Source organism: Pseudomonas sp. NFIX10, from assembly GCF_900111955.1.
Classification (GTDB): domain Bacteria; phylum Pseudomonadota; class Gammaproteobacteria; order Pseudomonadales; family Pseudomonadaceae; genus Aquipseudomonas; species Aquipseudomonas fluorescens_AA.
The window spans coordinates 55,175-75,597 of sequence record NZ_FOKH01000027.1 but is presented as its reverse complement, the minus strand read 5'-3'; the positions used below and the strand labels follow the sequence as shown (position 1 = coordinate 75,597).

Below are 20,423 nucleotides of genomic sequence, written 5' to 3'. Positions count from 1 at the left end.
CTTTTTCGTGCCCGGGGTAAAATCAGTCCCGGTCACGCTCCAGCAGCGGCTTGAGGTAGTAACCGGTGTAGGACTGCTTCATTTCGGCCACTTGTTCAGGCGTGCCCACGGCAATGATCTGGCCGCCCTTGGAACCGCCTTCCGGCCCCAGGTCCACCAGCCAGTCAGCCGTCTTGATCACGTCCAGGTTGTGTTCGATCACTACCACGGTGTTGCCGTGATCGCGAAGGCGATGCAGCACGTCGAGCAATTGCTGGATATCGGCGAAGTGCAGGCCGGTGGTCGGCTCGTCGAGGATATACAGGGTCTTGCCGGTGTCGCGCTTGGACAGCTCGCGAGACAACTTGACCCGCTGGGCCTCACCGCCGGACAGGGTCGTTGCCGACTGCCCCAGCTTGATGTACGACAGGCCCACATCCATCAGCGTCTGGAGCTTGCGCGCCAGGGCCGGCACCGCATCGAAGAACGCCCGGGCTTCCTCGATGGTCATCTCGAGGGTTTCGTGGATGTTCTTGCCCTTGTACTTGATCTCCAGGGTTTCACGGTTGTAGCGCTTGCTCTTGCACACATCGCACGGCACGTAGATGTCGGGCAGGAAGTGCATTTCCACCTTGATCAGGCCATCGCCCTGGCAGGCCTCGCAGCGCCCGCCCTTGACGTTGAACGAGAAGCGCCCCGGGCCGTAGCCTCGGGAGCGGGACTCCGGCACGCCGGCGAACAGCTCGCGGATCGGCGTGAACAACCCGGTGTAGGTCGCCGGGTTGGAGCGCGGCGTGCGGCCGATCGGGCTCTGGTCGATGTCGACCACCTTGTCCAGGTGCTCCAGGCCCTTGATGCTGTCGTGGGCGGCCGCTTCCAGGGTGGTGGCGCCGTTCAGGGCCGTGGCGCTGAGGGGGAACAGGGTGTTGTTGATCAGCGTCGACTTGCCGGAGCCGGATACGCCGGTCACGCAGGTCAGCAGGCCGATCGGGATTTCCAGGTCGACGTTGCGCAGGTTGTTGCCACGGGCACCCTTGAGGGTCAGCGACAGCTTCTTGTTGCGCGGCGTGCGTTTGGCCGGAACCTTGATCTTTACCCGGCCCGACAGGTATTTGCCCGTCAGCGAGTCAGGGTGCGCCATGACTTCGGCGGCCGTGCCCTGGGCAACGATATGCCCGCCATGGACCCCTGCGCCCGGGCCGATGTCCACCACGTAGTCCGCCAGGCGGATGGCGTCCTCGTCGTGCTCGACCACGATCACCGTGTTGCCGATGTCCCGCAGGTGCTTCAGGGTCCCGAGCAACCGGTCGTTGTCCCGCTGGTGCAGGCCGATGGACGGTTCGTCGAGGATGTACATCACCCCCACCAGGCCGGCGCCGATCTGGCTGGCGAGACGGATACGCTGGGCTTCGCCACCGGACAAGGTGTCTGCGCTGCGATCGAGGGTCAGATAGTCCAGGCCGACGTTCACCAGGAACTGCAGGCGTTCGCGGATTTCCTTGAGGATCTTGTCGGCGATCTCGCCACGACGACCGGTGAGCTTCAGGCCGCCGAAGTAATCGGTGGCGTCGCCAATCGGCAGGTTGGTCACCGCCGGCAGCGTCTTCTCGCCGACCCACACATGCCGCGCTTCCCGACGTAGACGGGTGCCACGGCAATCGGGGCAGGGCTGGGTGCTGAGGAACTTGGCCAGTTCTTCGCGCACGCTGGCCGATTCGGTCTCGCGGTAGCGTCGTTCCAGGTTCGGCACGATGCCTTCGAACGGGTGGGAGCGCTTGACGATGTCGCCACGGTCGTTGAGGTATTTGAAGTCGACATTCTGCGAGCCGCTGCCGTGCAGGATGAATTTCTGCTGGTCGGCGGGCAACTCGTTGAACGGCTTGTCCAGGCTGAACTTGTAGTGGGCCGCCAGCGAACCGAGCATCTGGAAGTAATAGACGTTGCGCCGGTCCCAGCCGCGAATCGCCCCTTCGGCCAGGGTCAGTTCGCCATTGACCAGGCGCTTGGTGTCGAAGAACTGCTTGACCCCCAGGCCGTCGCACGTCGGGCAGGCGCCAGCCGGGTTGTTGAAGGAGAACAGCTTGGGTTCCAGCTCGCTGATGGCATGGCCGCAGATCGGGCAGGCGAAGCGTGCGGAGAAAATGATCTCCTCGCCGGGCTCGTCGTCCATCGGTGCGACCAGGGCGATGCCGTCGGCCAGTTTCAGCGCGGTCTCGAAGGACTCGGCCAACCGCTGCTGCAAGTCGGCACGGACCTTGAAGCGGTCGACCACCACATCGATCGAGTGCTTCTTCTGTTTATCCAGCTTCGGCAGTTCGTCCAGCTCGCACAGCTTGCCGTTGACCCGGGCCCGCACGAAGCCCTGGGCGCGCAGTTCTTCGAACACCATCAGGTGTTCGCCCTTGCGCTCGCGAACCACCGGGGCCAGCAGCATCAGCTTGCTGCCTTCGGGCTGGGCCAGCACCAAGTCGACCATCTGGCTGACGGTCTGGGCTTCCAGGGGAATGTCGTGGTCGGGGCAGCGGGGAATGCCGACCCGCGCATACAGCAAGCGCAGGTAGTCGTAGATCTCGGTGATGGTGCCGACCGTCGACCGGGGGTTATGGGAGGTCGACTTCTGTTCGATGGAAATGGCTGGCGACAGGCCTTCGATGGTGTCGACGTCGGGTTTTTCCATCATCGACAGGAACTGCCGGGCGTAGGCCGACAGCGATTCGACATAGCGTCGCTGGCCTTCGGCGTACAACGTGTCGAAGGCCAGGGATGATTTGCCGGATCCGGACAGGCCGGTGATGACGATCAGCTTGTCCCGTGGCAGGGTCAGGTCGATATTCTTCAGGTTGTGGGTACGGGCCCCACGAATCAGGATCTTGTCCAAAGTGGCCTCGCTCGGCGGGCGTCGAAAACGTAGGAGTATACGGGCAAATACTGGATGGATGCACACTATTGAAGACGCGATTGCAGCCATACATGAAGACTGCGCGGCAAACGGTCGCCATATACCCTCTCAATCGATGGGACTGGTAGAATCGCCGCCGGTTCACATGAGGTTTTTCCATGCAAGATCCCCACAGCGAACGCATGAGTCGTGGCGAGACACGCGCAGCAGGCGGTCTGGCCCTGGTGTTCGCCTTCCGTATGTTGGGCATGTTCATGGTGTTGCCGGTGCTGGCGACCTATGGCATGGACCTGGCAGGCGCCACCCCGGCCCTCATCGGCCTGGCGATTGGTGCCTATGGCCTGACCCAGGCGATCTTCCAGATCCCGTTCGGGATCATTTCCGACCGCATCGGCCGGCGTCCGGTTATCTACCTGGGGCTGATCGTCTTCGCCCTCGGCAGCGTGCTGGCGGCCAATGCCGACTCGATCTGGGGCGTGATCGCCGGGCGCATCCTGCAGGGTGCCGGGGCCATTTCCGCGGCCGTCATGGCGCTGCTGTCGGACTTGACCCGCGAACAGCACCGGACCAAGGCCATGGCCATGATCGGCATGACCATCGGTCTGTCGTTCGCCGTGGCCATGGTGGTCGGTCCCTTGCTGACCCGGGCCTTTGGCTTGTCGGGCCTGTTCCTGGCGACCGGTGCCATGGCCCTGGTGGGGATCCTGATCGTGGCGTTCATGGTGCCGCGCGCCACCGGGCCGTTGCAGCACCGGGAATCCGGGGTGGCGCGCCAGGCATTGATCCCGACGCTCAAGCACCCGGACCTGTTGCGCCTGGACCTGGGCATTTTCGTGCTCCACGCCATGCTGATGTCCAGCTTCGTGGCCTTGCCGCTGGCCCTGGTCGAAAAGGCCGGCCTGCCCAAGGAACAGCACTGGTGGGTCTACCTGACCGCGTTGCTGATCTCGTTCTTCGCCATGATCCCGTTCATCATCTATGGCGAAAAACGACGCAAAATGAAACGAGTTTTGCTCGGTGCCGTCGTGACGCTGATGCTCACTGAGCTATTCTTCTGGCAGTTCGGCGATAGCTTGCGGGCCCTGGTGATCGGCACGGTGGTGTTCTTCACCGCGTTCAATCTGCTGGAAGCCTCGCTGCCGTCGCTGATCAGCAAGGTTTCGCCGGCGGGCGGCAAGGGCACGGCGATGGGGGTCTACTCCACCAGCCAGTTCCTGGGTTCGGCGTTGGGCGGGATCCTCGGCGGCTGGCTGTTCCAGCATGGCGGTTTGTCGGTTGTGTTCCTGGGATGCGCCGCGCTGGCTGCACTTTGGTTAGCCTTTGCTGTTACCATGCGCGAACCTCCCTATGTGACGAGCCTGCGCTTGCCCTTATCGCCCGAGGCGATTCGTGAGGCTGGCCTGACCGAGCGTCTGAAGGCCGTCGTTGGAGTAACCGATGCAGTGGTGGTCGCCGACGAGGCGGCCGTGTATATCAAACTCGACACCGAATTATTGGATCGCGCGACGCTCGAGCGCCTGGTGAACAACCCGGCCCCGACCACGTGCGAAGCCTAGGAGAACGTTATGGCCCGTGGGGTTAACAAAGTCATATTGGTCGGTACTTGCGGCCAGGATCCCGAAGTTCGCTACCTGCCGAACGGCAACGCCGTGACCAACCTGAGTCTGGCGACCAGCGAACAGTGGACCGACAAGCAAACCGGCCAGAAGGTCGAGAAGACCGAATGGCACCGCGTGTCGATGTTCGGCAAGGTGGCCGAGATCGCCGGCGAATACCTGCGCAAGGGTTCGCAGGTGTACATCGAAGGCAAGCTGCAGACCCGCGAGTGGGAAAAAGACGGTATCAAGCGTTACACCACCGAAATCGTGGTCGACATGCAAGGCACCATGCAATTGCTGGGTGGCCGTCCACAGGGCGACCAGCAACAAGGTGGCAACAACTACCAGCAGTCGGCCCCACGTCAGCAGGCACCTCGTCCACAGCAGTCGGCTCCGCAGCCACAACGTGAGCGCCCGGCCCCCCAACAGGCCGCGCCGCAACCGGCTCCGGATTTCGACAGCTTCGATGACGATATTCCGTTCTGATCCTTGCCTGAGAGCCTTACGCAGGTAGGTCACGAAAGCCCCAAGCGCTCAGCACTTGGGGTTTTTTTTGGCCTGGCGAAGGCCGCTTCGTGGCTTCGGGTATGCCGGGGCAAGCCCAGCCTCGCTCACAAATCCAGATCCAATACCTCCTGCATCCTCTCGCCAATCGACTGACTCAACCACGCGGCATGAAACGCCATGTCCTGATCCGTCAGAGCCACCCCTACCCGAAGTGCGATGGCCTTGCCATCGCCCCCGGCGAAGCCCACCACAAAGTGACAGATGTTGGCGGAAGTGGTCGTTTTGTAAGGCTTGATGTAATGGATGTCGCTGTACGGCACGCATTCTTCGGTGGTTTGCCGGGCAGGGCGGCGCTGGGTGAAGGTGAGGCGTTGCTGGCGTTCGTCAAAGCAGAAGCCGAGCACCCTAGGTCCGGATGCCAGCCAGTTGAGCACGCAGACGGCCGCGAATGCGCTGATGAACATGAGCGCTATGAACAGAGGGTCCTCGATCACTCTTGTGTGGAGGGGCGACAGGTTTTGTCCGACATGGAACAGCTTTGTCGATAGCACTGCCAGCCCGTAGACCGGCAGGGCCAGCAGTATCACCACGGCATACACCATCGTGCCCAGGTATCCCGGCCTGGATACGTCGCTTGAGCAATCCCACGTGGGCGGGTGCCGTGGCGTTGATGTAGCGATCGGGAAGGGGGAGTCGACCAGGCGCGGCGGGCGTTTGCGTTTCATACGGCTGGCTCTTAGGAAAAATGCCCGGCCATTCTTATCGTTATTCCTCAAGTACGCCTAGTAAAAAACAGTTCGCCCGAGGTCGGGTTCCTCCTGGCCCCGCCAACCCAGGTTTTTTCTGCCAGGCCTGCCGTGCTATCACCCCTCACGGCCGATAGTCCGCCGGTAATTCATGCCGCGTCGGCGCTTTTTCTTCGTGATAGTGCGGTTTGCCCTGGGGAGAGCTCATCAAGGTCGAGTTGGCCAGGATCGTCTCCGTCAGCAAACAGTCCTCACCCTCTCCGAACCAGCAGGCCAGCGCCGAGTTTCGATTGCCATGCAGGTCCACGACGGCCGGCCAGTTTTCGACGCCGTGGGCGTCACTGGGGGGGATGTCGGGGTAGTGCTTGGGCGGCAGGACCAGCGCATCGCCGGGCCGCAGCCACAGGTCGGCCAAATGGATTTCCCTCGACGCAGGTCGCCAGCGGGCGACGCTGATCACCAGCGGCAAGCGGCCATAACGGGAAAAGAACGCGTGGGGGAAGTTGTGGTATTCGAGGTCGGTCGGGTTGTAGGTCAGCAGCTCGCGCTGGCGCGCCGGGCCCAGGTAGGGCGACTGGTGGCCGGCCCATTTGCCGTAGGTGTATTGGCCCAGGATCAGTTGGTCGTATTCGAAACGTAGGCATTCGCCATTTCCGAGCAGGGTCATGCCGAAGGCCTGCGCCGTTTCCTTGGTTGCCCAGATCGGTGCGTAGTGCACTTCGCTGGCGTGGAAGTCGAACGTCTTGATCCAGTAGGAACCGCTGTTCGTTGCAACCTCACGGTCCCGCCAACTGATGCCCGAGTAGCGAGTACCCAGGGACAAGGCCGGGTTCTCGGGGCTGAGCTGGATCAGATGGCCGCGCTCCTGGACACTCGGTCGTGCCAGGCCATGGTCGTTGAACAGGTAGGGAAACTGGCGGGGATCGAGGGCCGTTTCCACGCCATCGCCGATAAAGGGAACACTGTTGAAGACTTGCATCGTATGGGGACCACGCACGCAAGAAGGCTAAAGGAAGGGCGCTCAATCGCCCGATGAACCTGTGGGAGCGAGCTTGCTCGCGATGGCGACGGCACATTCAACATTGAAGCAAGCTGAACCAGCGCTATCGCGAGCAAGCTCGCTCCCACAGGGGATGTCACTATCGGGTGTCAACTGTACGGACGATGCTGCTCACGCAACCAGTCCATGCCGTGAGGTAGGCGCCAAGGCCGGACGGCGGCGCGTTTTTCAATCTGGGTCAGGCACAAGGCGTCTCTCCAGTAGTAGACCATCAACAGGTGAAACACCTCATCGCCGCGCCGGTCCCAAATGACGTCGTCCTGCTGGCGACCCGGTTCGATGGGTTTGAGCCGGCAGTCGCCCTGGTCGTGCATGCCCTGCAGGCAGGTTCCCGTCTCGTAGTTGATCAACAGCACCGGGTGGTTGATTTCCGGATAAGGTTTTTCCAGCTCGGGCATGTACCAGTACTGCCCCGGGTTGTGCCTGTCCGGCGTCTGCATGGCGATACGGGTCCGGTTCTGCGGATCGACCGCCAGGGCCGGTTTGGCGTCGGTATTGTTGCGTACGATGTACAGCGCGGTGCGAGGGTCTTCCTCGGTCGTTGCGGTTTTGACCAACTTGACCTTGCCGAACGAGTCGTGGGAAAACCGAGCCTTGACCTTCACCGTTGGGTTGAGGTCCTTGCCTGCCTGGCCAAAACCGGCGATGAGTCCATCGACACCGGGCATCTCGAAGTCATTTCCCGCCAGCACATAGGTCAGGCCGGACAACGGGTTGGGCTGCATGTGCTTGGTCAGCGTGTCCCAGCGCATGAGTGATACTTCGCTGGCGCCGTTGGACAGCAGGGCCTCACGCATGGAGTACGTCGGGTAGTAGCGTGCGTCGCGTGGCCAGCGCTCAGTGGCCATCAGCAATTTTTGCCCGTTTTTTTGTCTCAGCAGCAGGGCCAGCGCATCCCAGAACTGTTCAAATTCCGTGGTCGATGCATCCGCGGCGGGTGGGTAGTGGAAACTTTCGCTGGTTTCCTTGCTTTTGTTGTCGACGAACACCATTCGCAAGGCAGGGCGGGTTGCCGCGGCCTTGGAGGTGGTTTGCCGCCCGGAGCGGCCGAGGACCACCACCGACTCTTGCCAATTGGCTTCGATTTCCGCCTTGTAGCTGGTGTACCACTGGTAGGCCTGCTCCAGCGCCGTACGGGTCTCGCCTTCCTTGACGAAGCGATAGACCGGCGCGATTGCCAACTCCACGACGGTCGGGTCGTCGGGCAGCGATTCGCGCCATTTGCCGAACTCCGCATTGCAATTGCTCGGCTCCACTGGGTTGAAAGCGATGGCGTGCGTGCCGCCCCGGGTGGTCAGGTTGGCGTTGCGATGGGCGATGTTTTTCTTGACCGTTTCCGAGACCGAAGTGGTCGCGCTGCCGCTGACAAAGGCGCCGTATTCGGCCTTGACCATGGCATCGAGGGTGTTGGTCTGGCTGAGGAAACTCTTGAGCGCGGTCATCGCATAGTTCAGCGAACCGCCGACAGTCACTTCGCTGACGATATCGGCACCAAAGTCGACCAGGAAATTGAAGAACGGCGCCGGATTGCTCGGGTCGAAGGCCTTGGGCAACTCATCGACGCGCTTCTTGAACGCTTCCGTCGCATTGGCGGGGCTGACGTCGAGGGTCAGTTTCCATAACCGCACCGTGTGACTGTAGAGCGCGGCTTCGCGCTCTACGAGCGTCTTGATTTCGCTGCCGAAGGTGGCTTTGAAACCGGCGGAAAAGGCGCCGTATTTGCCGGAGGCTTCGACACTCGTCTGGGTATGTCTTTCGAATTCGTCGCGGGAGGCAAATGTCTCGGTCGAGAAGTTGTCGTTGGCCACGACCGTGGACAGGGTGACGTTTTTCCCCACGTTGTAAGACGTTTTCCGGTACGGCACCACACGTTTGCCCGATTCGGTATCGCCGACCTTCAGGCACTCCTTGCTGTCGCCGGCCCAATCGAGCCGGTTCAGTCCGCGCCCCAGTAATTGCGAGCCGCCGATATCCCGCACGTCATCGCTTGCGTTGCCCTTCAGTCCATCGCTCATCGCCTTTCTCCCATTGCTCAGGTTGTATCAACTGGGTGTCAATTGATGGGAGTGAGTATCGGAAGGGCGGTGATAGGCGGACAGTCCAGAGCGGTGTCAGTCCGGTATCAGTTTGGTATCAGGCCAAATGCCATCTTTTCGTTAACCCGAGCGAGGCGCAGGAGTACACTCGATCGGCTGCCGTTGTCCCAGGGTAGAAGGGCTATCGACATGGACTCCCGACCAAACACCTTTGCTGCCCTGCCCAGGCGTGATGCCTCGATATCCGACGGCCGTGTCCTGCTGGACGCCGTGTCGTTGAAAGGCCTGCGCAAACAGCATGGCCTGAGCCAGGAAACCCTGGCCGAGGCCTGCCTGAACCGGCATCTGTGCGTCTCGATCGCCTCCATCAAACGGGCCGAAACCGGCAAGCCGGTGCTTTACCGCACGGCTCGGCACTTGGCGACGGCCTTCGGTGTCGATGTGAGTGAGCTGCTGGGCACTCCCGTCTCGGCGGCTTTGGCGCACATCCAACAGACGATGAGCGCGGTGCACCAGGCGGCCTTTGCGCAACAGGCGCTGAAACAGGTCGATGACAGCGTCATCCGCTACGTGCTGGAGCTGTCCTTTCGGATCGATGGGCTGCCGGCGACGACGTTCATGGCAGAAATCGAGCGCCTGGTGCGTCAGTTCGGTGGCGTGCCACTGGGGATGACGCAGGATGTGGTGATCGCCCAGTTCGGTTCGCCACAGGCCTATCGCAGCGATAGCGAGCGGGGCCTGCTCTGCGCGCTGGCGCTGAGTCGGGAGCAATTCGTCACTTCCGGGCATGCCTTGTTGCTGCGGCTTGTGCGCCTGAGTGCCGACACCATGGAGCCTGCGGTCGAGCCTGTCTTGCTCGCGCAAAAGCCGCTGTTGGATCGTCATGGCCACGCCCCGGTGTATGTTGCGCAAAACCTGCTGGAGCAGCTCGCTGCACGGTTTGAGTTTTCGTCCAGCGACGATGAGTTTCAGGCCTATCGCAAATGCCTGCGCCCGCGCAGCCTCGACGAAAACGCGCCGCGTCCGTTGGTGGGACGGGCCATCGAGCTCTTGCAGTTCAAAGCGGTGATCGAGGCCACCCAGGAATGCCAGGACGGGCACATTGTCTATGTGCGCGGTGTGGCGGGCATTGGCAAGACCCGGCTGGTCAGCGAGTTTTTCGAAATGGCCCGGCAGCGTGGCTTTGCCTGCCATCGCGGCGATGTGCTGGATTTCGGCATGGACAACAGCCTTTGGCCCCTGGGGCAACTGCTGGCCAGCCTGCTCGACCTGGGTGGCGCGGCGTCCGTCAGCGCCCCGCTGTTGGACGCCGCTTTGTCCCGCCTGAAAGTGGCCGCCGAACACCGGATGTTCTTGCAAGTGCTGACGGGGGTGTCGTCTGCCGAGTCTCTGGCCCTGTATGGCGCAATGAGCAACCAGGCCCGTACCCAGGGACTGTTCCAGGCCTTGCTCGACGTGTTGCTGCGCATCGCGGTGCAACAGCCTTTGCTGATCTGCGTCGAAGACCTGCACTGGGGCGATGCCACGCTGTTTATGCTGCTGGGCAGGCTGCTCGATGCCACTGACGAAGCGCCGGTGGTCTGGCTGCTGACGTCCCGTCCCGAAGGCGATCCGCTGGAAAGCGAAATCCGTACGCATTCCTCCAGCCCCATGAGTCTGCTCGACATCGCGCCGATCCGGGCGCGGGAGGCCACGGTCCTGGCGGAGCAATTCACTGAGGTCGATCCGCGCTACCGGGCTGAATGTGTCGCCCGCGCCCAAGGCAACCCGCTGTACCTGACGCAACTGCTGTCGAGCCAGCAAGGGGTGTTCCCTGACAGCCTGCGGCATCTGGTCCAGACCCGCTTTGACAAATTGGCCCCCGAGCAACGTCGCGCCCTGCATTACGCCGCGGTGCTGGGCAATCGCTTCGAGCTGACGCTGTGGCGCGAAGCGCTGGGGCAGCCCGATTATCTGCCGACCGCGGACATGCGCCAGGGGTTGTTGCGGGAGGTCGAGCCAGGCAGCTATCTGTTTGTCCACGACCTGCTCATGCACTGCCTTTACGACGCGATGCCCACGTTGCTGCGCGAGCAGTTGCACGGTGAAGTGGCGAATCTTTATCGTGCGCGCGACCGGGTGCTTTATGCCCAGCATTTGCTGCGGGCCAACGATCCGGCGGCGTTCGACGCGCTGTTGGTGGCCATGGGCGAAAAACGGCTGGCCTGCCAGTACGACAGTGTCCTTGCGCTGGCGCGGCAATGCTCGGCGTTTGCCGAACGCGCGCAGGACAATTTTCCCTTCGCATTGTTGTGCGGCCAAGCGTGCTCGGGCCTGGGCCAGACCGTGGAGGCCTGGGCGCATTTCCAGCGCGCCTTGGCATTGGCCGAGCAGCCGCAGGATCGGATCGAGGCCGCGTTGGGGCTGGCGGCAGTCCTCAATACCCTCGATTGCCTGGACGAGGAGGAGCGCCTGATCGAGGACGTGCTGCCCATCGCCCGGTCCATGCAGGCCCATGCGGCGCTTGCCCGGTTGAATCACTTGCGCGGGAATATCTATTTCCCACGGGGTGATTACGCCGAGTGTCGCCGCCTTCATGAAGAAGCGTTGTCCTCTGCTCGCATCGGCCTGGACCTGGAAACCGAGGCCAAGGCCTTGAGTGGCATTGGCGACTCCTATTACGCACAAGGGCGCATGCAGACCGCCTACGAGGTCTTCGATCAATGCGTACGCCTGTGCGAACGCAATGGGTGGACACACATGGAGGCGGCCAATCGCAGCGCCCGTGGATCGGCGCAGTTGTACCTGGGCCAGCCAGAGCCCGCCTTGCGTGACGCCATGGAAGCCATCGAATGCAGCACCCGGCTGGGCAATCATCGAGCGCAGGTTTTCTCGCGGCTCACTGCGGCCTGGGTGCTGGTGGCGGGCGGCCAGGATGCCTTGGCGGAACAGGAACTGAGCAGTGCCCTGACGCTGGCGCGCAACCTTGGTGCCAGCCGTTTCGAAGCGATCCTGCTGGAAGGGTTGGCGCGGGTGGCGTTGCGCCAGGGCGAGCGCGGGCTGGCGCAGACCTTGATCATGGAGGCGGCAAGTCTGGTGGAGCGCTTCGAGCTGCAGCGCTACATCGGGCCTTGGGTCTACGGCAGCCTGGCGATGATCAGTGACGACGGACCGTTCAGCCAGCAGGCCTTGGCGAAGGGCGAAGCCCAGCTCACCCAAGCCTGCCTGGCCCACAACGCCTTGCGCTTTCGCGTGGCGGCCGCTGAAACCTGCCTGTTGGCGGGCAATATCGAAAAGGCTATCTGGCATGGGCAACAGATGGCGGCATTGCCCGAGTCGGCGTCGTGCGCCTGGATCAACCACCATGTGCGGCTGATCGATGTGGCGGGGCAGTGGCTGCGCAACGCCGATCAAGCCAGCGGCGAGAAGCTGAAGGGGATGGCGCGCGAAGCGCAGCAGATGGGGTTCGTGGCGACGATGCCGCGGTTGTTGCACGTGCTGGAGACTTGATCGCCTCCAGACACGCCGTTGATGCCTGAGGCAAAACCGCACTTGGAAAATGAAGCGCGGTTTTTTTAGCTGTGCCGTGGGTTTATTGATGGTCAGCCAGGAATTGCTCGGTACTCACCACACTCGCATAGGCAAACTCCAGCGCTGCCATGAACGCCGCATGCACTTGGGCAGCCGGCACGACGACGCCGTTGAATTCCAGGTCGAGGGTGGCGCAGGCATCGTGGATCACCGCGACGCTGTAGCCCAGGTCCGCCGCTGCCCGCACCACGCCATCGACGCACATGTGGCTCATGCTGCCGACCACCACCAACTGTTCGATGCCGTGCTGGTCGAGGAGGGCTTGCAGTTCGGTTTCGCGAAACGCATTGACGAAGTGCTTGAGGACCACCGGTTCGTCGGCGCGGTTGAGCACCTTGGGGTGCAACTGTGCGCCTTCGGAGCCTGGGGTGAAGAACGGCGCGTCGGCGGAGGTGAATTCGTGGCGGATGTGCACCACGCTGTCGCCGGCCTGGCGAAAGGCTTCGATCAACCGTGCGGCGTTATCGGCGGCGGCTTGGGCACCGACCAACGGCCATTTTCCCTGGGGGAAGTAGTCGTTCTGGATATCGACTACGATGAGCGCTTGCTTGGACATGAGGGCTTCCTTAGATCAGGTGGGGTAGGGCGCCAGTATTGGCCTTTACGGCCGGTTCGAGGATTGGCCGCAACGACAATAAGCGAGGGAAAACTGACAATGGCGCAGCAAAGGGCAGTCGCCGAGCTTGGAGTGCTCATCTACCCCGGTGCGCAAATGGCGGCGGTGCATGGTTTGACCGATCTGTTCGCCGTGGCCCAGCGGATCGCGGCCGAACACGCCAGTGCACCATTGCCGCGGTTGCGGGTCAGTCACTGGCAGACCGACAACGGCGAGGCGCCGCGGCGGGTGTTCGACAGCGAAACCGGCCCGGCGGGCCATTTGGTGGCGTTGCTGATTCCGCCGTCCCTCGCCGGCTTCGATGACGACCTGGCCTCGCCCACGCTGATGGATTGGCTGCGTGCGCAGCATGCGGGCGGCACCGTGTTGGGCGGCGTGTGTGTCGGCTCGATCCTGTTGGCCGAAAGCGGCTTGCTCGATGGGCGCAGCGCCACCACCCATTGGAGCTCGGCCAAGGATTTCGCCGCCCGTTACCCGAAGATCAAACTCAACGCCGACAAACCGATTGTCGACGACGGCGACCTGATCACCACCGCCGGGCTGATGGCCTGGTCGGAACTGGGACTGCGCCTGGTGGACCGCCTGCTCGGGCCCAGCATCGCCACGCGCACCGCGCAATTTCTGGTGATCGAACACAGCGACAGCGCGAGCCAGTGCGGCAGTAACTTCGCGCCCATCCTCGGCCATGGCGATGCGGCGATTCTCAAGGTCCAGCATTGGTTGCAAAGCAACGGCGCGGTGGAGGTTTCCCTCGGTGCGATGGCCGAACGGGCCGGGCTGGAAGAGCGCACCTTCCTGCGCCGGTTCCGTGCCGCCACCGGGCTCAAGCCCACCGAATACTGCCAGCACTTGCGGGTCGGCAAGGCCCGGGAAATGCTGGAGTTCACCAATGGCACCATCGACCACATTGCCTGGACCGTCGGCTACCAGGACCCCAGTGCCTTTCGCGCGACGTTCCGGAAAATCACCGGGTTGGCGCCGAGCGATTATCGGGCGAGGTTTGGGGTGAGCCCGCTGGGCACTCCCAAAGGCTGACACTGGACCCTTTGTGGCGAGGGAGCTTGCTCCCGCTGGGCTGCGCAGCAGCCCCACCATCCCAACTGACACATCTGTGTAATTCTTTGGGGGGCGCTTCGCACCCCAGCGGGAGCAAGCTCCCTCGCCACAGGGGGCGCTTCGTCTGCTGCGGGATATCGTGCAATTTGCGGGATGCCAAGCGCATGTCGTGCAGAATGAAACAGGCCCGGTGCTATCAATTGCTTGCGATGCGCCCGCTTGGCTGACCCCTCATCGTCCATCACCTCGTTGGCCTGATCTCTGCAACTTCTGATTTGCAGGCATATCTAAAGCCATCGAGCGCAGGAGGAAGGGCACCGCATGACATCAGTCAATCGCAACAAACGGGTCGTGGCCTATTCGGTCAATCCGCAAGCGCCGCGCCATGAGGTCGAGACCAACCGTGCACTGGCCCAGTGGCTGGCGCAGATCCTGGGTTGGGAGTACGGCGACAGCCATGACACCCAGGCCGGTCAGGATCTTTATCTGTTGCCCACGCAAACCCTGATCGGCACCGAAACCTTGATGCGCCTGGGGGTGAAGGGCCCTGAGGATATGTGGGGTGGGTATGTCGAGCATGATTTTATCTGCACCAAGGCGATTACCCACGGTCTGTTGAATAAGGACGCGGTGGCGCCCAAAGGCTGGTCGCCGCTGTTTGCCAAGCTCACGCGAGGCGCGGTGCTCGACGGCGTGACGGTCTTTTCGCTCAAGGACGCCCGCCCGGCCGCCGAACATTTGCTCTACACCGGGCCGATCCGCATCAAGCCGATCCATGCCTGTGCCGGACGTGGTCAACAGTTGATCAAGAGCCTGGCGCAGTTCGATGAAGTCGCCGCCGGGCCCGACGCCCAGGCGCTGTTTCGCGATGGCGTGGTGCTGGAACAGCACCTCAATGAGGTCAAGACCCAGAGCGTCGGCCAGAGCTTCATCAACGGCCAGGTCCTGAGCTATTGCGGCGTGCAACACCTGACCCACGACAGCGAAGGGCTGGAGGTGTACGGCGGGTCGGACCTGCTGGTGGTGCAGGGCGGCTACATCGAGTTGCTCAGGCTCGAGCTGCCCGACGATGTGCGCGAGGCGGTGCGGCTGGCGCAAGTGTTCGATGACGCAGCCAACCAGGCCTACCCGAGCTTTTTTGCGTCGCGGCGCAATTACGACATTGCCCAGGGCCTGGATGCCGCCGGCCAGCCCCGTGGCGGCGTGTTGGAACAGTCGTGGCGCATGGGCGGGGCCAGCAGCGCCGAGCTGGCGGCGTTGCAGGTGTTCGTCGAAACGCCTGAAACCAGCGCGGTGCGGGTGTCTTCGGTGGAAACCTACCTCGACCAACCGCTGCCAGCCGGGGCCAGGGAGGTTTATCGCGGCGAGGCCCACAACAGCGACTTTCTTCTCAAATACGTAACGGTTCAATCCTATGACGGCTAGAAGTGAAACCATTCAAATCGAAATCGACGATGAACGCATGGACGGGACGTTCCTGAGCCCCAAATCGAAGGTCCCCGGCGTGTTGTTCGTACACGGCTGGGGTGGCAGCCAGGAGCGCGACCTGGAACGGGCCAAAGGCATCGCCGGCCTCGGTTGCGTGTGCCTGACCTTCGACTTGCGCGGGCACACCGGCGGGGCGGGCATCCCGTTGTCCCGAGTGACCCGCGAGGACAACCTGCGGGATGTGTTGGCGGCATACGACCGCTTGCTCGCCCACCCCGCCTTGGATACCTCGGCGATTGCCGTGGTGGGCACTAGCTATGGCGGTTACCTGGCCTCGATCCTGACGTCGCTGCGCCCGGTGCGCTGGCTGGCCCTGCGGGTGCCGGCGTTGTACCGCGACGAGCAATGGCACACACCCAAGCGCGACCTGGACAAGACTGACCTGCTGGATTACCGCAGCACCCTGGTGCACGCCAGCACCAATCGCGCCTTGCACGCGTGCTCGCAGTTCACCGGCGATGTGTTGCTGGTGGAATCCGAGACCGATGCCTACGTGCCCCATGCCACGATCATGAGCTACCGGGCGGCGTGCCAGCAGACCCATTCGCTGACCCACCGCATCATCGACGGCGCCGACCATGCCTTGAGCAACCCCGTGTCACAACAGGCCTACACCTCGATCCTGGTGGACTGGATCACGGAAATGGTGGTGGGAGAACGGTTGAGCATCATCCAGGAGCGCTGATCTGGATTTTGTGTCGTCTGCGCGGGCCTCTTCGCGAGCAAGCTCGCTCCCACATTGATCGATTGTGAATACAGACTCATGGCACGACACAACCTCTGTGGGAGCGGGCTTGCCCGCGAAGAGGCCAGCCCAGGCAACCTATCAATCCGAGACTCAGCGCTTGACCCCAGGCTTGACCCGCAACGCCTTGGCCTTCGCCTCGATCACCAGGTACATCACCACGGTAATCAGCAACGGCAGGATGAAATAGATCGCCCGGTAAGCGATCAGCCCCGCCAGCAGGCTGCCTCGCGATACCTCATGTTGCAGCAGGGCAACGAACACCGCCTCCAACACCCCAAGCCCCGCCGGAATGTGAGTGATGACTCCGGCAATGCTGCTGATCAGCAACACCCCGAGCACCATCGGGTAATCCAGTTTGCTGGGCAGCAAAGTGAAAATCACCGCCGCCATCAATGACCAGTTCAGCGCGCCCAACGCCAGTTGCAGCACCGCCATGCGCAGCGACGGCAGGTTGATTTCCATGCCGCGCACGGTCCAGGCCCGTCGCTTGGAAAACCGGCAGGCCGCCAGGTATCCGGCACTGGCCAGCAACAACAGCACGCCCACGCCTTGCAACGCATCGCTGCTGAGTTTCCAGCCCGGCGGCATGGTCACCAGGCCGCTGCTGAACACCGCCCCGGCCAGGGTCATGTAGCCGAACCAGTTGGTGGCCAGGCTCAGCCCGAGGATCTTGGCAATGTTCCCGCTGCTGACCCCCAGCCGCGAATACAGTCGATAGCGCATGGCGATACCGCCTACCCAGGCGCTGAGGTTGAGATTGAAGGCATAACTGATCACCCCCACCGGCAAAATCTGCCGCCAACCGAGTTTCTGGCGGATGTAGGTGCGTCCGATCAGATCGAAGCAGGCATAGGTGATGAAGCTGGTGATGGTCAGCGCAGCGGCGATGATCAAGGTGCGCACTTTGAAATCGGCCAGGGTGGTGAACACCTCGGACCAATCGATGCGCCGGGCCAGGGCGGTGAAGAGCACGATCAACAGCAGGAAAAACACCAGGGTCAGCGGTCTTTTCCAACGGCTCCAGCGGGATTTGGGCTTGGCCTGTTCCGGCGCATGGGCATCTCTCGGCGCGGTGTGCGCTTCAGAGTGGTTCATGGGGTTCGCTCCGGACCGCCGTCGGCGGTGAAAAAGGTTTCAGACGCGGTTTATGGGCCGGCAGCCAGCCGGCCCAGGCCGGGAAATGGCGCAAAAAGTGGAACACCATGAAACCGATGGTCATGCGCCACAGCAGGCCCCGCGGCGCATGGTTTTCGGGCATGACCGTGCAATGGTTTCGGCTCAGGTAGTCGAGGCGCTCGAACAGCTCGCGGTTGAACGTCCGGTCCCGGATCAGCACGTTGGCTTCCAGGTTCAGCGACAGGCTCAGCGGGTCGAGGTTGCTTGACCCCACCGTGCTCCAGTCCTCATCCACCAAGGCGACTTTGCCGTGCAGCGGCCGCTCGCAGTATTCGTAGATCACCACGCCGGCCTTGAGCAGGTAGCTGTAGAGCATCCGGGCCGCGAGCTTGGCAATCATCATGTCCGGTTGCCCTTGCAGGATCAGCCGCACCTCCACGCCGCGCCGCGCTGCGTTGCGGATCTCGCGCAGCAGCCGGTAACCGGGGAAGAAATACGCATTGGCGATCACCACCCGCCGCTGGGCGCTGCGCAGCACTTGCAGGTAGACCTCTTCGATGTCGGTCTGATGCTCGTGGTTATCCCGGTAGACCAGGCGCACCTGGCCGTCATGGTCGTTGAAGGCCAGCTCGTTGCGGCGGCTGCGGCGGCGTTGCCACCAATACTTGGCTCGGGCCGGCCGGCCGCTTTGCAGCAGGGCGAAGTGATGGATATCCACCACCGCCGGCCCCTTGATCTCCACGGAATAGTCCTGCTTGGCCTCGGGGCCGAAATCCCCCAAGTGGTCGGCGGAAAAGTTGATCCCGCCGATGAAGGCAATCACCCCGTCCACCACCACGATCTTGCGGTGCAGGCGGCGGAACCAGTTGGTACGGATCCCCAAGTGCCGGGGCGCCGGGTCGAACATCTGCAAGCGCACCCCGGCGTCGCTCAACGAGGCCAGGAAAGCGGTGGTCAACTCACCGCAGCCGAAGCCATCGAGGCTGACGGTGATGCGCACGCCACGCTGGGCGGCTTCCACCAGCAGGTCCCGCAGTTCGTAGCCGACCTTGTCTTCGAACAGAATGAAGGTCTCAAGCAGGATTTCTGTTTCGGCCCGGCGAATGGCCTCGAAGACCCTGGGGAAGTACTCTTCGCCGTTTTCCAGCAGCGTGACGCGATTGTTGCCGTGCCAGCCGTATTCGATATCGGCCAGCGCCGGGTTGCGTTCGGTGGGCGTCGTGTCGACCTGTTCCACTGTCGCCTTGTCCATCATCGCGCTCATAATTCGATCTCCACCGACAGCGGTGCATGGTCGGAAAGGTGCGACCAGGGTCGTACGTTCAACACCTTGGGATGATGGGCCTTGAGGTTGCGCACGTAGATGCGGTCCAGGCGCAGGATCGGCAGGCGCGCCGGAAAACTGCGGGCAGGCTTGCCCCACTGTTCGGCGAACACTTCCCGCAGGCCGCAGGGTTCGAGCAGTTCACTGGCTTTGCCGCGCCAATCGTTGAAGTCGCCGGCAACGATCACCGGTGCATCGGGCGGCAGTTCGCTCAAGCGTTGGCAAAGCAGCTTGAGTTGCTCGACACGATGACCTTCGCGCAGCCCCAAGTGGACGCAGATGGCATGCACATCCTGCCCATCGCCCGGCAGGCGCAGCACGCTGTGGAGCATGCCGCGGTTTTCATGGCCGCTGATGGACACGTCCAGGTTGTCGTGGCGGATGATCTGGAATTTCGACAACAACGCATTGCCATGGTCGCCCGCCGGGTACACCGCGTTGCGCCCATAGGCGAACTGTGGCCAGAGGGTATCGGCGAGGAATTCGTATTGCGGCATGCTCGGCCAGTTGCTGTAGCGCTGGGGATGGTGTTCGTGGGTGCCGTGGACTTCCTGCAGGAACACCACGTCGGCGGACACACTGCGCACCGCTTCGCGCAGTTCCGGCAGGATGAAGCGCCGATTCAGGGCGGTGAAGCCCTTGTGGGTGTTGACGGTCAGCACGGTGAAACGGCTGACCCGGTCGAGATCCTGAGCTCCTTGTCGGGTCGGCTCGCAGGTCGCTTCGCTGGTTTGCGGACGGTTCATGGCAACACCCCTTCGGCCGGTCGCTGGCCGGGCGCGGTAGCGAGGTCCTTGTCCAGATGGAAACGCTCCAGCAAATGGCGTGCGTCGTAGGGCGCGCGGACTTTGATGTCGTTGTCGAAATAGCAGAACACTTCCCGGCTCTTGCGTGCCCGGGGTTTCTTGTCCGGGTCGATCAGGTGCGCGTCGCTCGGCTGCTTGCCGTGGCTCCAGGCCTCGATCCGGTCGCCCCAGCGCTTCAACGCCTCGTCGGTGTAACCGCTGGCGTACAACTCCTCGGCGCCGTGCAGGCGCAGGTAGACGAAATCGCTGGTGACGTCTTCGCGATAGGGCCATTTGCCGGCTGTGTCGGCGATCACCAGGGCCACGTCGTAGCGCTTGAGCAACGTGATGAAGTGGGGGTCGATAAAACTCTCGTGACGGATTTCCACGGCATGGCGCAGCGGCCGCTTTTTATCGGTCTCGGTGCTGGCGTGGCCGTCCAGGCGCGGCTCATGCTCCCGGGCCAGGGCGGCGGCGCCTTCGGTGTCGTGGGGCAATTGCTTGAGGAAGTCTTCGAACAGCTCGGGGTCGAACTTGAAACTGGGTGGAAACTGCCAGAGGATCGCCCCCAATTTCTCCTTGAGCTCCAGCACGCCGGAGGCGAAGAAGTTGGCCAAAGGCTTGTGGATGTCTCGCAGGCGCTTGATGTGGGTGATGAAGCGCGGGGCCTTGACGCTGAACACGAAGCCGGGCGGCGTCTCGGCATACCACTGGGCATACCGTTCGGGGCGTTGCAGGGCGTAGAACGATCCATTGATTTCGATACTGTTGACCGCTCGCGAGGCAAATTGCAGTTCCCGTTTCTGGGTCAGCCCCTTGGGGTAGAAATCCCCCCGCCAAGGCGTGTAGCGCCAGCCGGAAATGCCAATGTGGATCGCCGTCATGTATCCCTCCC

The 20,423-nt window shown here is 62.6% G+C and carries 15 protein-coding genes; 6 read left to right on the top strand and 9 right to left on the bottom strand.

What is annotated here, in order from left to right:
• Positions 1–22 precede the first annotated feature (22 nt).
• Complete coding sequence (gene uvrA / locus BM321_RS22110) at positions 23–2,857, bottom strand: excinuclease ABC subunit UvrA (RefSeq protein WP_092204459.1); 2,835 nt, start codon at positions 2,855–2,857, stop codon at positions 23–25.
• Between the two features lie 179 nt (positions 2,858–3,036).
• Between uvrA and BM321_RS22105 the strand changes: the two genes are divergently transcribed.
• Both BM321_RS22105 and BM321_RS22100 read left to right on the top strand, forming a co-directional pair.
• Positions 3,037–4,434 (top strand): MFS transporter, encoded by a 1,398-nt coding sequence (locus BM321_RS22105; protein WP_092204460.1) that lies wholly within the window; start codon positions 3,037–3,039, stop codon positions 4,432–4,434.
• A gap of 9 nt (positions 4,435–4,443) precedes the next feature.
• Positions 4,444–4,962, top strand: a complete 519-nt coding sequence (locus BM321_RS22100; RefSeq protein ID WP_092444796.1) for a single-stranded DNA-binding protein — start codon at positions 4,444–4,446, stop codon at positions 4,960–4,962.
• Positions 4,963–5,087: 125 nt separating this feature from the next.
• Here BM321_RS22100 and BM321_RS22095 read toward each other — a convergent pair whose 3' ends face one another.
• The 3 genes from BM321_RS22095 to BM321_RS22085 all read right to left on the bottom strand — a co-directional run bounded on the left by BM321_RS22095 (position 5,088) and on the right by BM321_RS22085 (position 8,804).
• On the bottom strand, positions 5,088–5,708 hold the full coding sequence (locus BM321_RS22095) for a hypothetical protein (protein WP_175534956.1): 621 nt from the start codon (positions 5,706–5,708) through the stop codon (positions 5,088–5,090).
• A 145-nt stretch (positions 5,709–5,853) separates the two neighbouring features.
• Complete coding sequence (locus BM321_RS22090) at positions 5,854–6,708, bottom strand: hypothetical protein (protein ID WP_092444794.1); 855 nt, start codon at positions 6,706–6,708, stop codon at positions 5,854–5,856.
• 170 nt (positions 6,709–6,878) lie between these two features.
• Complete coding sequence (locus tag BM321_RS22085) at positions 6,879–8,804, bottom strand: MAC/perforin domain-containing protein (RefSeq protein ID WP_092444792.1); 1,926 nt, start codon at positions 8,802–8,804, stop codon at positions 6,879–6,881.
• A 210-nt stretch (positions 8,805–9,014) separates the two neighbouring features.
• Here BM321_RS22085 and BM321_RS22080 point away from each other — a divergent pair, with 210 nt between their 5' ends.
• On the top strand, positions 9,015–12,314 hold the full coding sequence (locus BM321_RS22080; RefSeq protein WP_092444790.1) for an ATP-binding protein: 3,300 nt from the start codon (positions 9,015–9,017) through the stop codon (positions 12,312–12,314).
• A gap of 82 nt (positions 12,315–12,396) precedes the next feature.
• Here BM321_RS22080 and BM321_RS22075 read toward each other — a convergent pair whose 3' ends face one another.
• Positions 12,397–12,951 (bottom strand): cysteine hydrolase family protein, encoded by a 555-nt coding sequence (locus BM321_RS22075; RefSeq protein WP_092444788.1) that lies wholly within the window; start codon positions 12,949–12,951, stop codon positions 12,397–12,399.
• Positions 12,952–13,050: 99 nt separating this feature from the next.
• On the opposite strand from BM321_RS22075, the gene BM321_RS22070 reads away from it, so the two are divergent.
• The 3 genes from BM321_RS22070 to BM321_RS22060 all read left to right on the top strand — a co-directional run bounded on the left by BM321_RS22070 (position 13,051) and on the right by BM321_RS22060 (position 16,240).
• The gene (locus BM321_RS22070; RefSeq protein ID WP_092444786.1) at positions 13,051–14,046 is read left to right on the top strand and encodes a GlxA family transcriptional regulator; all 996 of its coding nucleotides are present in this window, start codon (positions 13,051–13,053) and stop codon (positions 14,044–14,046) included.
• Positions 14,047–14,388: 342 nt separating this feature from the next.
• The gene (locus BM321_RS22065; RefSeq protein ID WP_092444784.1) at positions 14,389–15,492 is read left to right on the top strand and encodes a DUF3182 family protein; all 1,104 of its coding nucleotides are present in this window, start codon (positions 14,389–14,391) and stop codon (positions 15,490–15,492) included.
• A complete protein-coding gene (locus tag BM321_RS22060) occupies positions 15,482–16,240 on the top strand; it encodes an alpha/beta hydrolase family protein (protein ID WP_092444782.1) in 759 nt (252 codons plus the stop codon). Before BM321_RS22065 ends, BM321_RS22060 begins: the two co-directional genes overlap by 11 nt.
• Positions 16,241–16,393: 153 nt before the next feature.
• Here BM321_RS22060 and BM321_RS22055 read toward each other — a convergent pair whose 3' ends face one another.
• Genes BM321_RS22055 through BM321_RS22040 form a run of 4 tightly spaced genes read right to left on the bottom strand, consistent with a single transcriptional unit; the run spans position 16,394 to position 20,412 of the window.
• Complete coding sequence (locus BM321_RS22055; RefSeq protein WP_092444780.1) at positions 16,394–17,398, bottom strand: lysylphosphatidylglycerol synthase domain-containing protein; 1,005 nt, start codon at positions 17,396–17,398, stop codon at positions 16,394–16,396.
• Positions 17,385–18,683, bottom strand: a complete 1,299-nt coding sequence (gene clsB, locus BM321_RS22050) for a cardiolipin synthase ClsB (RefSeq protein ID WP_092332225.1) — start codon at positions 18,681–18,683, stop codon at positions 17,385–17,387. The genes BM321_RS22055 and clsB overlap by 14 nt, the downstream gene beginning before the upstream one ends.
• On the bottom strand, positions 18,680–19,489 hold the full coding sequence (locus BM321_RS22045) for an endonuclease/exonuclease/phosphatase family protein (RefSeq protein WP_092444778.1): 810 nt from the start codon (positions 19,487–19,489) through the stop codon (positions 18,680–18,682). Before BM321_RS22045 ends, clsB begins: the two co-directional genes overlap by 4 nt.
• On the bottom strand, positions 19,486–20,412 hold the full coding sequence (locus BM321_RS22040; RefSeq protein WP_092444776.1) for a DUF72 domain-containing protein: 927 nt from the start codon (positions 20,410–20,412) through the stop codon (positions 19,486–19,488). The genes BM321_RS22045 and BM321_RS22040 overlap by 4 nt, the downstream gene beginning before the upstream one ends.
• Positions 20,413–20,423 lie beyond the last annotated feature (11 nt).

Coding starts and splice junctions, on each gene's coding strand:
- BM321_RS22085 (WP_092444792.1), bottom strand. CDS start 8,804: ATGAGCGATGGACTGAAGGGCAACGCAAGCGATGACGTGCGGGATATC.
- BM321_RS22100 (WP_092444796.1), top strand. CDS start 4,444: ATGGCCCGTGGGGTTAACAAAGTCATATTGGTCGGTACTTGCGGCCAG.
- BM321_RS22040 (WP_092444776.1), bottom strand. CDS start 20,412: ATGACGGCGATCCACATTGGCATTTCCGGCTGGCGCTACACGCCTTGG.
- BM321_RS22090 (WP_092444794.1), bottom strand. CDS start 6,708: ATGCAAGTCTTCAACAGTGTTCCCTTTATCGGCGATGGCGTGGAAACG.
- BM321_RS22095 (WP_175534956.1), bottom strand. CDS start 5,708: ATGAAACGCAAACGCCCGCCGCGCCTGGTCGACTCCCCCTTCCCGATC.
- BM321_RS22065 (WP_092444784.1), top strand. CDS start 14,389: ATGACATCAGTCAATCGCAACAAACGGGTCGTGGCCTATTCGGTCAAT.
- BM321_RS22070 (WP_092444786.1), top strand. CDS start 13,051: ATGGCGCAGCAAAGGGCAGTCGCCGAGCTTGGAGTGCTCATCTACCCC.
- clsB (WP_092332225.1), bottom strand. CDS start 18,683: ATGAGCGCGATGATGGACAAGGCGACAGTGGAACAGGTCGACACGACG.
- BM321_RS22045 (WP_092444778.1), bottom strand. CDS start 19,489: ATGAACCGTCCGCAAACCAGCGAAGCGACCTGCGAGCCGACCCGACAA.
- BM321_RS22075 (WP_092444788.1), bottom strand. CDS start 12,951: ATGTCCAAGCAAGCGCTCATCGTAGTCGATATCCAGAACGACTACTTC.
- BM321_RS22060 (WP_092444782.1), top strand. CDS start 15,482: ATGACGGCTAGAAGTGAAACCATTCAAATCGAAATCGACGATGAACGC.
- BM321_RS22055 (WP_092444780.1), bottom strand. CDS start 17,398: ATGAACCACTCTGAAGCGCACACCGCGCCGAGAGATGCCCATGCGCCG.
- BM321_RS22105 (WP_092204460.1), top strand. CDS start 3,037: ATGCAAGATCCCCACAGCGAACGCATGAGTCGTGGCGAGACACGCGCA.
- BM321_RS22080 (WP_092444790.1), top strand. CDS start 9,015: ATGGACTCCCGACCAAACACCTTTGCTGCCCTGCCCAGGCGTGATGCC.